This is a genomic window from Arcicella lustrica, from assembly GCF_034930985.1.
Taxonomy (GTDB): domain Bacteria; phylum Bacteroidota; class Bacteroidia; order Cytophagales; family Spirosomataceae; genus Arcicella; species Arcicella lustrica.
Window position 1 is genome coordinate 84,159 of the sequence record NZ_JAYGIM010000018.1, and the last position, 16,675, is coordinate 100,833.

General features: G+C 36.1%; 11 protein-coding genes. 4 read left to right on the forward strand and 7 right to left on the reverse strand.

The features are described 5' to 3' along the window. Nucleotides 1-203 precede the first annotated feature (203 nt). Genes VB798_RS21445 through VB798_RS21455 form a run of 3 tightly spaced genes read left to right on the forward strand, consistent with a single transcriptional unit; the run spans nt 204 to nt 6,327 of the window. Complete coding sequence (locus VB798_RS21445; protein WP_323689289.1) at nt 204-2,780, forward strand: glycosyl hydrolase 115 family protein; 2,577 nt, start codon at nt 204-206, stop codon at nt 2,778-2,780. A 46-nt stretch (nt 2,781-2,826) separates the two neighbouring features. Beyond that, nucleotides 2,827-4,743 (forward strand): sialate O-acetylesterase, encoded by a 1,917-nt coding sequence (locus tag VB798_RS21450; RefSeq protein WP_323689290.1) that lies wholly within the window; start codon nt 2,827-2,829, stop codon nt 4,741-4,743. A 33-nt stretch (nt 4,744-4,776) separates the two neighbouring features. Next, nucleotides 4,777-6,327 carry a glucuronyl esterase domain-containing protein gene (locus VB798_RS21455; protein ID WP_323689291.1) on the forward strand — a complete coding sequence of 517 codons (1,551 nt, stop codon included), beginning with the start codon at nt 4,777-4,779 and terminating at the stop codon, nt 6,325-6,327. Nucleotides 6,328-6,332: 5 nt separating this feature from the next. Here VB798_RS21455 and VB798_RS21460 read toward each other — a convergent pair whose 3' ends face one another. The 4 genes from VB798_RS21460 to VB798_RS21475 form a co-directional block, all read right to left on the reverse strand. Continuing rightward, nucleotides 6,333-6,776, reverse strand: coding sequence for a DMT family transporter (locus tag VB798_RS21460; protein ID WP_323689292.1), 444 nt, complete (start codon nt 6,774-6,776; stop codon nt 6,333-6,335). A gap of 34 nt (nt 6,777-6,810) precedes the next feature. Further along, nucleotides 6,811-8,181, reverse strand: a complete 1,371-nt coding sequence (locus VB798_RS21465) for an alginate export family protein (RefSeq protein WP_323689293.1) — start codon at nt 8,179-8,181, stop codon at nt 6,811-6,813. Between the two features lie 2 nt (nt 8,182-8,183). Beyond that, nucleotides 8,184-9,959: an amidohydrolase gene (locus VB798_RS21470; RefSeq protein ID WP_323689294.1), complete on the reverse strand. Its 1,776-nt coding sequence runs from the start codon at nt 9,957-9,959 to the stop codon at nt 8,184-8,186. 87 nt (nt 9,960-10,046) lie between these two features. After that, nucleotides 10,047-10,736: a hydrolase gene (locus VB798_RS21475; RefSeq protein WP_323689295.1), complete on the reverse strand. Its 690-nt coding sequence runs from the start codon at nt 10,734-10,736 to the stop codon at nt 10,047-10,049. 661 nt (nt 10,737-11,397) lie between these two features. Here VB798_RS21475 and VB798_RS21480 point away from each other — a divergent pair. Further along, the gene (locus VB798_RS21480) at nt 11,398-12,696 is read left to right on the forward strand and encodes an ATP-binding protein (RefSeq protein WP_323689296.1); all 1,299 of its coding nucleotides are present in this window, start codon (nt 11,398-11,400) and stop codon (nt 12,694-12,696) included. 70 nt (nt 12,697-12,766) lie between these two features. Here the strand turns inward: VB798_RS21480 and VB798_RS21485 are convergent, their stop codons facing one another. The 3 genes from VB798_RS21485 to VB798_RS21495 form a co-directional block, all read right to left on the reverse strand. Next, nucleotides 12,767-13,459, reverse strand: coding sequence for a PAS domain-containing protein (locus tag VB798_RS21485; RefSeq protein ID WP_323689297.1), 693 nt, complete (start codon nt 13,457-13,459; stop codon nt 12,767-12,769). A 291-nt stretch (nt 13,460-13,750) separates the two neighbouring features. Then, nucleotides 13,751-14,980, reverse strand: coding sequence for a glycoside hydrolase family 88/105 protein (locus tag VB798_RS21490; protein ID WP_323689298.1), 1,230 nt, complete (start codon nt 14,978-14,980; stop codon nt 13,751-13,753). Between the two features lie 13 nt (nt 14,981-14,993). Further along, nucleotides 14,994-16,646 (reverse strand): glycoside hydrolase family 43 protein, encoded by a 1,653-nt coding sequence (locus VB798_RS21495; RefSeq protein ID WP_456319153.1) that lies wholly within the window; start codon nt 16,644-16,646, stop codon nt 14,994-14,996. Nucleotides 16,647-16,675: the final 29 nt, after the last annotated feature.

Below are 16,675 nucleotides of genomic sequence, written 5' to 3' on the forward strand. Positions count from 1 at the left end.
CTTGAACATTTGGAATATAGATTTAGTGTTATGTGACATTCAATGTTTATCGTTTCCACTTACTTTACGCCTCCAAAATTTTACATGCTTGAAATATAATCAAATAGTGAGTAGTACTTCAATGGAAAAAATCTTGATTCCCATCATTGAAAGAAAAATACTGGCTGGATATGTTCAAAAACGTAGCTCAAAAAACAAAAATAATGAAACATATTTTTAGTGTATTCTTATTACTATTTCCACTATTTGGTTTTTGCATAAATCCCGACACTTATGTAACTTTTCAATCAAAAGGGAAAAGCTTTTGTGTAGCCTCAAAAAGTAAAATGGCTTCCATTTTGGTTTCCAAAGAAGATGAGCAAGCCGTCATTCGTGCTACGAATGATTTGCAAATGGACGTTGAACGGGTAACAGGCAGAAAAAACAATATTATCAACGAACTTAGCAAGCACGATGAAGTTATTATTGTGGGTACTTTAGGAAAAAATCAATGGATTGACGCATTGGTGACTCAAAAGAAAATAGATGTAAAAAGCCTTCAAGGAAAATGGGAAACATTTGTGATTCAAACGATTGAAAATCCTTTTCCTCATGTCAAAAAAGCTTTGGTGATTGTTGGTTCAGATAGGAGAGGGGCAATTTATGGCATTTATGATTTATCTAAACAAATAGGTGTTTCGCCTTGGTATTTTTGGGCTGATGTGCCTGTGCCAAAACACGATGAAATTTATGTTTTGAATGGTCGCTATTCAGAAGGAAGTCCAAAAGTGAAATATCGTGGCATTTTTATCAATGATGAAGCGCCTGCTTTATCAAGTTGGAGTAAAGAAAAATTTGGAGGATTTAACCACAAATTTTATGGGAAAGTATTTGAATTGTTACTTCGTTTAAAAGCAAATTACATTTGGCCAGCCATGTGGGGAAGTGCTTTTTATGCCGACGATGCAGAGAATATCAAAACTGCCGATGAGTACGGCATTGTAATTGGAACGTCGCATCATGAACCTTTGATGCGTGCCCATGATGAATGGCGAAGAGAAAAAGGTGGCGTATGGAATTATGAAAGTAATCCGACAAAACTACAAGCATTTTGGAGAGAAGGCATGAAGCGAGCCACCAATGAAAAAATTGTAAGCGTTGGTATGAGAGGTGATGGTGACGAACCAATGTCAAGAGAAACCGCAACGGCTTTATTAGAAAAAATCGTGAAAGACCAAAGGAATATCATCAGTGAAGTAACAGGCAAACCTGCCAGCGAAACTCCACAATTATGGGCATTGTACAAAGAAGTGCAAGATTATTACGATAAAGGGATGACCGTTCCTGACGATGTAACGCTTTTACTTTGTGATGACAATTGGGGAAATCTTCGTAAACTTCCTAAGCCCGATGCCAAACCACGCAAAGGTGGCTATGGAATTTATTATCACTTCGATTATGTAGGCGGGCCACGTAATTACAAATGGCTGAATACCAATCCGCTTCCTCGAATTTGGGAACAAATGCACTTAGCTTGGGAACACCATGTGAAAGATATTTGGATTGTAAATGTGGGCGATATTAAACCGATGGAATTTCCAATTTCTTTCTTTTTAGACTATGCTTGGAATCCTGAAAAGATTCAAGCCAATGATTTACAGCAGTATAGCGAACAATGGGCAAGCAAGCAATTTGGCGATAAATATGCCAAAGAAATAGCCTTTTTGCTAAATCAATACAGTAAATTCAACGGAAGACGGAAGCCTGAATTATTAGATGCAAATACTTACAATCTGAAAACTGGCGAATGGAAAACAGTAGTTACAGACTATAATAATTTGTTACAAAAAGCCGATAGCATCAAAAAATATTTATCGCCAACCTATCAAGATGCTTATTTTCAGTTGGTTTTACATCCTATCAAAGCTTGTGCAAACCTCAATGAAATGTATTACAATGTGGCATTGAATAAGGAAGCTTTTGAAAATAAATGGAAAGAAACCAATACTTATGCCCATAAAGTAAAACAACTTTATGATAATGATTCTTTAATAACAAAGGAATACCATCAACTCAATAATGGCAAATGGAATCATCTGATGAGCCAAACACATATTGGTTATACCTATTGGCAACAGCCCGAAAAACAGAAAATGCCAGCAGTAAAGTATCTTAGCGAAGCCACTATTGTTGAGAAAAAAGAAATTGCGAATCAACCTCTAAAAAAGGCAACGATTCCTACGCATAAAAAAGGAAATGTCTTCTATCAAGACGAACAGAAAGGAGTTTCTATCGAGGCAAAGCATTTTACTAAAGCGATTAACACTAATGGTATAGTATGGAAAATCTTGCCCGACCACGGTAGAACTGGTTCGGCGATTACTACTTTTCCTGTTACCGCTAAAGAGCAAAAACCCGAAGGGAATGCTCCTCATTTGGAATATGAAATTTATACTTTTAGTGAAGGAGACGTGACGATTCAAGCTTACTTTTCACCAAGTTTAAATTTCTACGGAACAGAAAATGGTTTGCAATATGCCATTTCTATTGATGATGAACAGCCTCAAATCATCAGTTTGAACAAAGAAGATAAAACAAGTGATAAAGGCATTTGGAATAAATGGGCTGCCGAAAATATCATTATCAAAACGAGTAAACATTCACTTGTTGGAAAAGGTAAACATAAAATAAAATATTGGATGGTGACTTCGGGTGTTGTTTTACAGAAATTAGACTTAAATTTTGGTAAGACAGAACAAAATTACCTTGGTTCGGCAGAAACGCTCAATACGAGTAAGTAAAATCCAATTTGATAAAGAAATTAAAACGGTAGAGTACAAAAACAAGATGAAAAAAATACTATTTAGTTGCTTATTTTTTACGATAAGTATTATTGTACAAGCACAATTACGTTTACCAAAACTGATTAGTGATGGAATGGTACTTCAAAGAAATACGAATCTTAAAATTTGGGGATGGGCAAAACCGAAGGAAAAAATCACCTTAAAATTTAAGGGTAAAAGTTACAAAACTACCACCAATCCAAATGGCGACTGGCAAGTAAATTTACCTGCAATGGAAGCTGGCGGACCATTTACGATGGAAATTTTGGGCGATACTCGTCTGGAAGTAAAAGATATTTTGATTGGTGAAGTTTGGTTTTGTAGCGGACAAAGTAATATGGTTCATCAATTGAATATTCATGATGTTACTTACGCTAAAGAAATTGCAGAAGCGAATTTTCCTCAAATCAGACAATTTTGGATTCCAACGCTTACTAATTTACAGTCTCCTCAAAATGATCTTCCAAATGGACAATGGAAATCGGCAGTGGGTGAAGATGTCCGTCCATTTTCTGCTGTAGCTTATTTTTTCGCCAAAAAAATACATGAAAAATATCAAGTTCCTGTCGGGATTATCAACGCTAGTGTGGGCGGTACGCCCATCGAAGCATGGATAAGTGAAAATGGATTCAAGGATTTTGCCATGCAAAAAACCATTATCGAAAAAAATAAAGATACGTCTTATGTGAATAGTTTGAACCGAAAAGCGATTACCAATAATACTCCACAGGCAATTGACGAAGGATTAAAAAATACAAAATGGTTTGAGACAGCTTACACACCGAAAAATTGGAAGAATATTAATATTCCGGGATATTGGGAAGACCAAGGAATAAAAGACCTCAATGGTGTAGTTTGGTACAGAAAGGAAATCGAGATTCCTGCTACGATGGTTGGTAAACCAGCAAAAGTATTTTTAGGCAGGATTGTAGATGCCGACGAACTGTATATCAATGGCAAAAAGATTGGCAATACCACCTATTTATATCCGCAAAGGCGATACAAAGTTCCTGCGGATGTATTGAAAGCAGGGAAAAATACTTTTGTGATAAGAGTAACAAATAACGCTGGCAAAGGAGGTTTTGTACCTGATAAACCTTATTGTATTTTTTCAGAAAAGGATACTGTTGACCTGAAAGGCACTTGGCAATATAAAGTTGGTCTTGTTTTTAAGCCAAGTATTATGAACGGAAACATGGGAATCAGTGCACAAAATCAGCCGACGGCTTTGTTTAATGCGATGGTTTCCCCTGTTATTAATTTTGCGGTTAAAGGTTTTTGTTGGTATCAAGGCGAAAGTAATACTGGGCATCCGCATGAGTATGCAAAATTGTTACCTGCTTTGATAAACGACTGGCGAAATCAATGGAAGCAAGATTTATTGTCATTTCTGTATGTTCAACTCCCCGGTTTTATGGATTATAACTATTTGCCTTCCGAAAGCAATATGGCAATTGTTAGAGAAGCACAGTTGAATACTTTGTCTGTTCCCAACACAGCGATGACTGTAGCGATTGATTTAGGAGAATGGAACGATATTCATCCAGATAATAAAAAAGACATTGGCGAACGCCTTTCATTGTCAGCGATGAAGCTTGCTTATCAAGAAAATATTACTTCATCTGGTCCAATTTTTCAATCTTCAAACATTGAAGAAAATAAAATTACACTTCTTTTTTCCAATATTGGTTCAGGCTTGGTCAGTCATGATGGCGAAGCATTAAGTGATTTTGCCATCGCTGGTGAAGATAAAAAATTCGTTTGGGCTAAAGCTACAATAGCAGGAGATAAAGTAATTGTCTGGAGTGATGAAGTAACAAAACCACTTTATGTAAGATACGCTTGGGCTGATAATCCTGTCAATCCAAACCTTTATAATAAAGAAGGATTACCAGCTTCACCGTTTAGAACTGATAAGTAATCATTGATACTAAACTAAAAAACTATGTCTTTCATGAAAAAATACTTCGTCATCATTATAAGCTCTTTGACTTTTAGCCATTGGACTTTGGCACAGCAATCTGTGGTTGTTGATAGTAACAAATACCCACCACTCACCACCTTTACTGCGCAACAAGACCAAGCCAATATGATGCAACAGTTAGGGATTAAAAAACTAAGGTCTGGTCCAAGCGGCAATGAAACTGACCCAAACCATGCAAATTATGATGAAAGTCTGGCGAATCCTTGTCCAGAATTGCCAGATGCGCTGACAACTAAAAATGGTAAAAAAGTAACTACTCCTGAACAATGGTGGAATTTACGTCGCCCTGAAATCATTGCAGATTTTGAAAAAGAGATGTATGGAAAAGTCCCCACAAATGCACCTAAAGTAACTTGGACGATAAAAGTAACTGACAATGAATTTGTTGGACGTATCCCTGTGGTTGCGAAGCAAATCATCGGTCATGTAGATAATAGCGAGTATCCATTGATAAACGTCAACATCAATATGGTATTGGTTTTGCCTACTAATATAAAAGGACCTGTTCCAGTACTGATGATGTTCGGATTTCCCGCTTTGCCATCGCCTGCACAGCCCAATCCTGCTGATATGGAAAAAATCAATATCGCATTTAAGGAAATGATGATAAAGAGTAATCCTGAAATGAAAGAGATTTTTGAGCGTTATCCCGCTTATGCACCCATTACAAGATTGCCAAGTGTAGGTTTTTTTGCACCACCCGTTACGGGCGATTCAGCCCCAACGGAACAATTACTCGCTGCGGGTTGGGGTTATTGCACTTTAGAAGCCAATAGCATTCAAGCAGATAATGGAGCGGGTTTGACAAGAGGAGTAATTGGTTTAGCAAATAAAGGTCAGGTTAGGAAACCAGATGATTGGGGAGCATTAAGAGCATGGGCTTGGGGAGCGTCGAAAGCATTAGATTATTTGGCAACTGAGCCATTGGTCAATATCAAACAAGTGGGCATTGAAGGTGTTTCAAGATACGGGAAAGCTGCTTTAGTAACAATGGCTTTTGACCAACGTTTTGCTTTTGGATTGATTGGTTCTTCTGGAAAAGGAGGAACAACCTTGCAACGAAGAGTTTTTGGCGAAGCAGTTGAAAGCCTTGCCAGTAGTGGTGAATTTCATTGGATGGCAGGAAATTATTTAAAATATGCTGCCGCAGAATCGTCTTTTGGAAGTAAAACGGGTTGCGACCTTCCCATAGATTCTCATGAATTATTGGCACTTTGTGCACCCCGTCCTACATTTGTTAGTTATGGAATTCCAGAAAAAGGCGATGCCAAATGGCTTGACCAAGTGGGCAGTTATAAAGCCACTATTGCCGCAGGAACAGTATTTAAGTTATTAGGTGCTAAAGATTTGGGTGTAAGTAATGACTATCATAATGAAAAAATGCCACCAGTACTTTCTGGATTACTTGATGGCGAATTAGCTTGGCGACAACACAATGGTGGACATACAGATGCGCCAAATTTTCAGTTTTTCATTCCTTGGGCAAGTAAGCTACTCAAATACGAACGAGTGGCTAAATAATCAATTTAAAATGAGCGAATAATCACGACGCCAGCGATAATTAAAAGCATACCGATGATACGGAAAATATTAATGCCATGTTGAACTTGTACCAAAATATTAAAATGGTCGAGTAAAAGAGAAATAAATAATTGACCTGCTACCACAAGTCCAAAAGTAAGCGCAGGTCCTAAACGTGGAAACGCCAATACAATGGTAGTTACATAAAATGCGCCTAACACGCCTGCAAGCCAAGTATGTGCTGGAACGTTACGTAATTCTGAAATGCTAAAACCTTGTTTCGTAACACCAGCATATACTAACATGGCTAGCGTACCAACAGCAAATGAAATAAGTGATGCCCAAACGGGACTATCAATTGCTTTGCCCATTTTAGTATTGAGTCCTGCTTGAATTGGGAGTAATGAGCCTGCTAATACTACCAAGAAAATCCATATAAATTTAGACATGATATTGTTTGTTTAAAGATGAATACTCTTAATGCTAAAACTTTAATTGTGTGGTGAAAGCAGTGAAAAAAATATCTTTTCCAGCGCTTACTTCGTTCAGATATGCGCCTGATTTAAACCAAGTTCCTTCTATTTTAAAAAATACAAAAGGGTTTAATTGATAATTCAAATTTGTGGATAACTGCTTGCCAATAAATTGCTCATTGCTATTTTTCCCTGAATAAATCAGCGACATATTTGGGGCATAAATGCCATCTTTTCGGCTGAGTCTCCAAAAAATATCATAGTCGATACCAAATGCTAATTGTTTATTCAATTCTAAATCAATAGATGGGTGAATATCGAATAAATTGGCTGGTCCAATCAAAGCCGCTAAACCAAAATATGCTCCTTTAGGATAAAGCGGATTAAAGGTTTGTAAACGATTATCGCCTAAATTATTATCACCCGAAATCGCTTCTGTTTTTAAACCAATGGTAGGTTTTAAAATCGTTTTACTAAATTGATAAGTAGTGTTTGATGACAAAGTCCAAGCGGAAATGTTTTGCTGTGCAAATGTCCCAAACTGAAATACTCCTTCGAAATCATACTGCCAATCTCCTTTATTTTTCCAGATTCTTGTACCTATCGAATGCCTGATTTCTTCTCCTTTTCCAGCATCGTAAGTAGCTTGTTTTTTGTGAATGCCCAAATAATATAAGTCGATATTATTCAATAAAGGAGCATGATTAATGACCGAATAAATCCCCCAAAATTGAGTATTCTTATTAAAAGCATCGTCAAAAATGCCTGTTTTGTTGGCAATGGGATGCGTATAAAAGACATCTGATTTAAGATTTTTTTGTTGAAAAATAAACTTCAAACCATCAAAAGCCATGCGGTTGTTCGGTGCTTCTCGTACTGCAATCAATCTTTGCGAACCATACATTAATTCTTGACGACCTACTCTCAATAAAACTGATTTCCCTTTTTGTTGATATAAAAAACCATCTACAAAAGCTTGATGAATTTCTAAAGGATTCTTTTCTACTGGATTCGGATTGATTCTACTATTGGCAAGGCTACTTTGTAATTGAAAAAAGGCTCTGAAAGTCGGGTTAATATGATAGTCGATATGCGCTAAATAACGAGTCAAAACATAACCGTCGTTGTCGGCAGGAGTATCGCCCCAATCTTCGTTTTTAATGGCGAAGTATTGAAATCTTACTTCGCCACCAACTGAAATATAGCTTTTGTTTGAGTTTCCTATTGAACTATATTTCAAATGATTATACCAATGATTACTTGTATCTTTTTTAAACGAAGTCCAATTTTCATCATATCTCAACATTTTGAAAACTGGATTTTGAGCAAATGCTAAAGTATTCCAACCTAAAATACCCAATAGCCACAGCAGCTTTTTCATACTTATTTGGTTTGAAAACCACCATAATATTTCACTGGACTCCAACTTGGAATAACTGGTAAGATTTGCGGAGCTACACTTTGAAAAGTACCTGTACCAAATACTACTTTACCATCAACAATAGTCAATTCAGAAGTAATATCTTTGATTTTTTCTTCGGCTACTTCAAAATAATCATCGCTTAGAATAATCAAATCAGCCAAATATCCTGCTTGAATTTTACCTTTGTTTTGTTCTTTGATAAGATTGTAACCACCAGCAGTAATCAATTTCAAAGCGGTATTTCTATCCAAAGTATTTTCTTTTGCCATCACTTGCGTTCCACCAATGGTTTTTCCTGAAGTAATCCAATACAGCGAAACCCAAGGATTGTACGAAGCTACACGAGTACCATCTGTACCCAAACCCACTGGAATCCCTAATTCAAGCATTCTTTTTACGGGCGGGCTTGCCAATGCTGCATTTTTTCCATAGCGACGAATAAAACTTTCGCCCTGATAAGCCATGCGGTGTTGTACTGCAATGCCACCACCTAATGCTTTGATGCGTTGCAGATTTTCTTCGCTGATGGTTTCGGCATGGTCAAAAAACCAAACTAATCCGTTCAATGGTGTTTCTTTGTTTACTTCTTCAATTACCGCCAAATCTCTTGAAATACTTTCGTTGTAAGTGGCGTGTAAACGAAATGGCCAACGATTTTTTACCAATAATTGCAAAACAGGTTTCAAAGAACTTTCCATCGAATTTGGCAATTCTGGGCGAGGGAAAAGGAAGTTTTCAAAATCTGCGGCATCTGCCACCAAGTTTTCGCCACCGCCTTCTACGTGATAATCAATTTCGTTGATGCCATTTCCATGCTGATGCTCAAGGTCAACCATTCCAGTCCAGCGAGTATAATCTTTTAGCTCTGTTCCTTTTTTCTGAGCAAAAAGATAATAGGGAAGTCTGACGGTAATTTTGCCTGCTTTATTGAGCGAGTCAGTAATGTTATAATCATCAGGAAAATTCTGAAATCCACCTCCTGCATCCATCACTGCTGTAACACCCAATCGGTTGAGTTCGGTCATATATTGTAGCGTAGAATTGATTTTTTCTTCGTTATTTAATTCTGGAAGTTTTGCTAAAGTAGAGTACAAAATAAAGGCATTTGGTTCTGCAATTAATAAACCTGTTGGGTTTCCGTTGCTATCTTTTTCGATTAAACCTCCTACCGGATTCGCAGTTTCTCCAGTAATATTTAACTTTTTGATTCCCGCCTGATTCAGCCACGCTTTACCGTACAAATACAAAATAAAAGTTGGCGTATTGCCAGTAGCTTCGTTGATTTCCTGAATAGTTGGTAAACGTTTTTCTTCAAATTGGTATTCATTCCAGCCACCAACTACTCTTACCCATTGCCCTTCTGGAGTTCTTTGGGCTTGTTCTTTTAACATCTCCAAGGCACGTTTTAGGCTTTTTACACCGTCCCAACGCAATTCAGTATTGTAAAATCGTCCACCACGAATTACGTGCAAATGACTATCAAACAAACCCGGAATCACTGTTTTTTGTTGAGCATCTACAATCTTAGTCTTGGCATTTTTTAATTTCAACAGTTCTTTGTTCGTTCCAACGGCTAAGATTTTATTGCCAGCTATTGCCACAGCTTCGGCTTTTTGATGAGTATCGTCGAGTGTATTTACTTTTCCATTGATGATAATCATGTCTGCTTTTTGTTGAGCGAAGGCATTGCCAATCAAAGCAAAAAGTAAAAATGCGAGGGAGGATAAAGTTTTCATATTCGTAAGAAGAAGGGTATTGAGGAAAGAATTTTGTAATAAGACTTTAGGTTAATCAGTAACCTAAAGTCTTTAGATAATTATCAATTAGTGTTTCAACATTTCGTGAGCGTACTGGATACCGATACCATAAGCACCACCGTATTTTTTCACAAGGTTGGTTACAGGTACATAAGTTTCGCTACGAGCCCAGTCACGTTGTAATTCTAATAAGTATTGGATAGCAGTAATTGGGTGTGCTCCCGCTTGAACCATACGAGTTACGGCTTGTTCGTGGGCTTCTTTTGAAACGTCTCCACTTGCGTCCGTTATTACATATACGTCATAGCCTTCACTGATGGCAGACAAAGCTGGTCCTACAATACAAACGCTAGTCCACAAGCCTGCTAAAACGATTTTTTTCTTGCCTTTATCTACAATCGCTTTGTGTGCGTTTACATCTTCCCAAGTATTCATGGTTGTGCGGTCGATATAATTTGAAGTAGCAACTGGATAAAATTCTGAAACTTCTGGAAAAACTGGACCGCTAAATGACTTCTCTGCTACTGTAGTTACAACTGTTGGTACTTTAAAGATTTTAGAAGCTCCTGCTACGATGGCTGTATTGTTACGTAAATCAGTCATTTCGATGCTTTTTGTCGCAAATCCCATTTGTGATTCATGGTCGATTAATACTAAAGCGTGGTTGGTTGGGTTAAGCAACATTGGAGAAGGTTTTTGAGCGAATCCAACAAATGATGCTACAGCGAATGCGAGAGTAAGAATAGTCTTTTTCATGATTTTTGTTTAGTTTAAAATTATTTGTATGTGTTTTGAAAATTGAAATTTTTGAAAAATTTGGACGTAAACAGTAACCCTCTTATTTGAAGAAGTAATGTTATATCCGATTTTAAAGGATTAAAAAATTTGTGATTATTAACTTAACGATTCAAAATTAGTGCTTCAATTTTTACTTTCCATTGAACTAGAACAAGAAAGAAAATTAGTTATTTTGTTCATTCATAATTTTGATTTACCTCGTTTGATGATTCAAAATTAGTGCTTCAATTTTTACTTTCCATTGAACTAGAACAAGAAAGGGAATTACTTATTTTGTTCGTTTCTAATTTTGTTTTATCTCGTTTGATGATTCAAAATTAGTACTTCAATTTTTACTTTTCATTGAACTAGAACAAGAAAGGGAATTACTTATTTTGTTCGTTTCTAACTTTGTTTTATCACGTTTGATGATTCAAAATTAGTACTTCAATTTTTACTTTCCATTGAACTAAGACAAGAATGAAAGAACTTCATTCGAATGATGATATTTACAAAGGCGTTTAATATTATGGTTATTATTTTAAATAATTGATTTAAAATAATAACCATAATATTAAATTTAACTGTTTTGTCTTTATATTTGTTACTATTATTTAGCATTGACAAAATAGTATATTTTATGTTCAGAGAAAAAATAAATGAGTTAGCGGCTTGGAAAATAAAGCCAACAAGAAAACCACTTGTGCTAAATGGAGCGAGACAAGTGGGTAAATCTTGGCTAGTTCAAAAATTCGGGGAAGAATATTTTGACAAGAAAGTAATCACTATCAATTTTGAGAAAAGAAAAGACTTACATATCATTTTTAAAACCAATTTTGATGTAAACAGGATTCTCCTAGAACTTGAATTTGCTTTAAATATCAAGATTGATGTAGCCAATGATTTACTTTTCTTTGATGAAATTCAAGCCTGTGCCGATGCTTTGGGCAGTTTGAGATATTTTTTTGAAGATAAAAAAGAGCTACACCTTATTGCGGCAGGGTCATTATTAGACTTTGAGTTTAGAAACCAACCTTTTCCTGTTGGTCGAGTAGATATTATGAATCTTCATCCTATGACATTTTATGAGTTTTTATTGGCTAGAAAAAAGGATGCAGTTGCCAATATTTTAAATGAAAAGCCTACATTTTTACCAGAAGTTGTAACAACGATACTGAATGAAGAAGTCAACAATTACTTTATCGTAGGTGGAATGCCTGAGTGTGTACAAAGTTTTGTCAGCAATCAGAACTTTAAAGAAGTACAGGAAATTCAAGATAATTTGTTGTATTCCTATGAACAAGATTTTAAAAAGTATAAACCCACAGTTGATGGAGATGCACTAAACGATATTTTAGAAAAAAGTGCCTTATTGATTAGCAATCAAATTATTTATACCCATTTATCAGAACGTTTTTCAAGTCCCACAATTAAAAAAGGAGTGGAAGTATTAAGAACAGCCAGATTGTTGAATGCAGTTCAGAATGTATCGATTTCGGGCTTACCACTTTCTCCTTCAGGAAAACAATTCAAATTATTTCATCTTGATATTGGTTTGCTGTTAAGAAAAAGTAAACTGTCTTTTCTGGACATTTACTTGAAAAAGAGTCTTACCGCTGCTTTCAATGGAATGTTGGCGGAACAATTTGTAGCACAACAACTTATTGCTTCACAAAAAGAAGAATTAACTTATTGGGCAAGAACCAGCCCAGGAAGTAGTGCAGAGGTTGATTTTGTTGTGGTAAGAGAAGGACAAATTATACCAATAGAAGTGAAATCTGGAAAAAGTGGGTCATTAAAAAGTTTACATTATTTGTTAGAGCATTATCCTCATATTGCTCAAGCGATTATTTTTTCAAATGCACCATTTGGCGTTCAAGGGAAATTAAACTTCATACCAATTTATTGGGCAGGAAGATTAGAATTTCCATTAGCTTAAAAATGAAATCCTTTAAAAACACAATAAAGTGTTTTCAAAGGATTTCAAAAATAATGTACCAATCAAGAAATTATACTTCAATAGAATTAGAATTTAGGGTTATGAATTCTGATTTTATGGAGTTCAATTGTTGTGAAATGCTATAGATAGATTTATCAATACTTTCCGCACTTTCGTAAAGCGAATTAGCAAGCCATTGTAGGTCATCTACCTCAATCATATCTTTATTATCTTTCGAAAACTGAAGAATACTTAATATTTTACTATGCTCATGGCGAAGTTCATGTGATAGTGTAAAAGATACTTTTTCAATATTTTTGATTTGTTCAAAAAGTTTTTGTCTGGCTTCTACCTGAAACGTTACTTCAATGCCAATACCCAAAACAAGTTTTGGAACGCCAGAAGGCTCTCTTTCAAAAACAGTAACATAATTTTTAAACCATTTGTAGCTCCCATCTTTGCAGACACACCTGTGAACTAGAATATGAGAATCGTCGTTCGGAGAGTTGGTTAATTCATCTAAGAATCTGTAGAGATTTTCGAAATCATCTGGAGGAATCATTGCTTCCAAGAAATTATTTCCAAGTGATTCAAATTCCTGAGCAGTATATCCAATAGCTTTATAATACCGCTCATTCATAAATACATTACGTCTTTGTTCTATGTCAAATAAGTAAATAGATAAAGGAGTATCGTAGAGTAAATGCCTAGTAATTTTACTACGAATGTCGGTTTCTAGCTTGGAAAAGGGTGTGTGAGTCATGGGCTTTTCTTTTGTATTAAAATAAGTTTACGATGAATGTTAGAGAATTCTTAGGTGATTAATGTCCTAATAATGAGAAATGTTTATTTTAAAATAACTGGAAATACAAATTAGTAACATTTTCTTGGATGTTATCACTGCGACGGCTACAGTTTTTCAAATGCTATTAACGCTAAAGCTACAAATGTATCACTTTTGATAAAAATGGGAGTGCATAAAAAAAATTAGCAACCATTACAAATAAATGTACTGATTGCTAATAGATGAAATAGCATAATATGTTCGTAAATTCTAGCGTTTCCTCTTCTCAATTGCTTCAAATTCTAATGCTAGCATGATAAAAGGACCAACGGATTTTGGGTCATTATCACGTTTTACTTCTTTACAATAATACTCATAAGTGCCATCCCGATAAGGATTTCCGCCTAATCCTGCGCCAGCACAAGCATCTGTGATAGAAATAATATTATCAGCTTCTAAACGGATAAAATGTTTTAAAATACCATCATATCCCTTTTGAGCAACCGGAATATATTTTTTATCAATTAAACCTCGTCGAGCAGCTTTAATCAGAAAGTACACAAACATTGTGGAACCCGAAGATTCTAAATAATTCTCTTCTTTTTTGCCCACATCCATTACTTGATACCACAGTCCAGTTGATTCGTCTTGGTATTTTTGTAAGGTTTCTGCCATTGACTGAGTAATCTTTAAAATGGCTTGATATTGAGGATGTTCTTTCGGAAAACAATCAAGTACATCAACCAATGTCATGGCGTACCAACCCATGCCACGTCCCCAAACGTGTGGCGATTTCCCTGTTTCTTTATCCGCCCAACGTTGTTCTTTACTTTCATCCCAACCATGATGATATAGCCCTGTTTGGGAATTTTTATTGTGTTTGTCTATCAAGAGAATTTGATTGGCTACATCCGAAAAAAGTGCTGGTTCATTGAATGTTTTTGCATATTGCGCCAAAAATGGCGAAGCCATATACAAACCATCAAGCCACATTTGGTGTGGATAATGTTTTTTATGCCAGAAACCACCTTCAGAAGTACGTGGATGCGTATTCATTTGGCTACGTAAAAGCTGAATAGCCTTTTTGTATTTTTTATCATGCGTTTTTTCGTACAAAGCGAATAGGAATTTTCCTGCATTCAGCGCATCAATATTATAGGCATCTAATTTATAGCTTTTGATGCTCCCGTCTGGATTAATCAAATCATCAGCGTACTTTTTTATATAAAGAAAGTACTTTTCATCGCCGTTTTGTTTCCATAATTGTTCAAGTGCGCTACAAACCAAGCCGTTGCAATATCCCCAACGAAGTTCTTTGGAAAAATCTAACATCCAGCCTTCTGGATTTCGGAGTATATCAGCATTCGCCATACGAACTGACCAAGGTTCAATTTTTTTGGTGAATAATGTTCCTTGGGCAAAAGTATGCTGACGAAAAAATGAAGTCAGTCCTAAAGTAAGGGCTGTTTTAATAAGTGTTCTTCTTTTGATGGTGGACATATTATTTTTCATTTTAATATTTTGTATCCGCAATTGGTGTTACTCTAAACCAGTCGAAATCGGCATAGCCAGCATCATTAGTTTGGTTATTTCTAGTAGAATAAATGCCCATTTTTGCGCCAATCCAATGACCAACTTCTGCTTTAAATTCACTGCCAGCATTGATAAATGTTTGTCCATCAAGACTATAACTAAATTGACAAATAGCACCTTTGTTTACTTTTACACGCAAATAAATAGCTTTATTTTGCTCGATACGAGTAATGATTTTTTCCGTTTCGGGCGCTTTATCTATGGCTTTGATACATTCACCCAATACTAAATTGATGCCTTCTTTGCTACTTCTCAAACCTAAATTTGCGTAGTTTTTACCTAAAATAATCAAGGCTACTTTTTCAGAATCTATTTTAGGGTTAGGTTTAAAATTCAGTTTGGTTGTTGCCATAAATTCCTCTGTCGGGAATTTCTGTAATAAGATATTAGGTATTTCCCAACAATTTTTTGCTTCGCTAGGTGCTTGATAAGAATACAATCTTAAAAAGCCTTGTTTACTAGTGGTATGCCAAATACCTTTGGGATTAGCCTGCCATTGCCACTGCAAACCCAACGTAGATTCATCAAATTCATCTGATTCTGCGGGAGTGCTTATTGGATAGGTTTTTCCAACATTGGGCTTTTGATAGGTCAAAACAGGCTCGCCTGTTCCATCGCCATCTTTGTCGATGCCAATTACTGGCCAGTTGTTCAGCCATTTCATCGGTTGTAAATGTACTACTCTGCCATAAACGCCTTTGTCTTGAAAATGAAGAAACCAATCTTCACCTTGCGGAGTATTTACCCATGCGCCTTGATGGGGACCATTAATTGGCGATGAACCTTGATCCATCACTACTTTACGTTCATAAGGACCATAGATATTTTTTGAACGCAATACCAATTGCCAACCCGTAGAAACGCCACCAGCAGGAGCAAAGATGTAGTAATAGCCATTGCGTTTGTACATTTTTGGACCTTCAATAGTTGGGTCTGTTTCGTGTCCGTCATAAACGATTGTACCTTCGTCTAATACTTTTGTGCCATCTGCACTTAATTTTTTGATGGTTAAAATACTTTTGATACCCGCACGACTTCCAGCCCAACCATGTGCCAAGTAGGCTTCGCCATTATCATCCCAAAATGGACATGGGTCGATAAGTCCTTTTCCTCCTTCTATTAAAAGTGGTTCTGACCAAGGACCAGTTGGATTTTTACTTTTGGTTAAATAAATACCGAAATCTGGGTCTGGATAATAAATCATAAATTCGCCATTATGATAGCGAATGGCAGGCGCCCAAACACCATTGCCGTGTTGGGTTTTAGAAAAATGTTCGTAAGGTGGTTGACGTTTTAGAGCATGACCGATAATCGTCCAATTGACCAAATCTTTAGAATGTAAAATCGGTAAACCCGGCACGGCATCAAAACTTGAGGCTACCATATAAAAATCTGAACCAACCCGACAAGCGTCAGGGTCGGAATAATCGGCATCGATGACAGGATTTTTGTATTTCCCATTTCCTAAATCTGCTACCCAAACTTTAGAAACAGTATTTTTTGTCTGTGCATTAATATGGCTGATGCCCATTCCCAGATTTAACGCTAGGATTGTTGCAATTTTTAACTTCATAGTTCTTTTAATTTTGAGAGATAAGTATT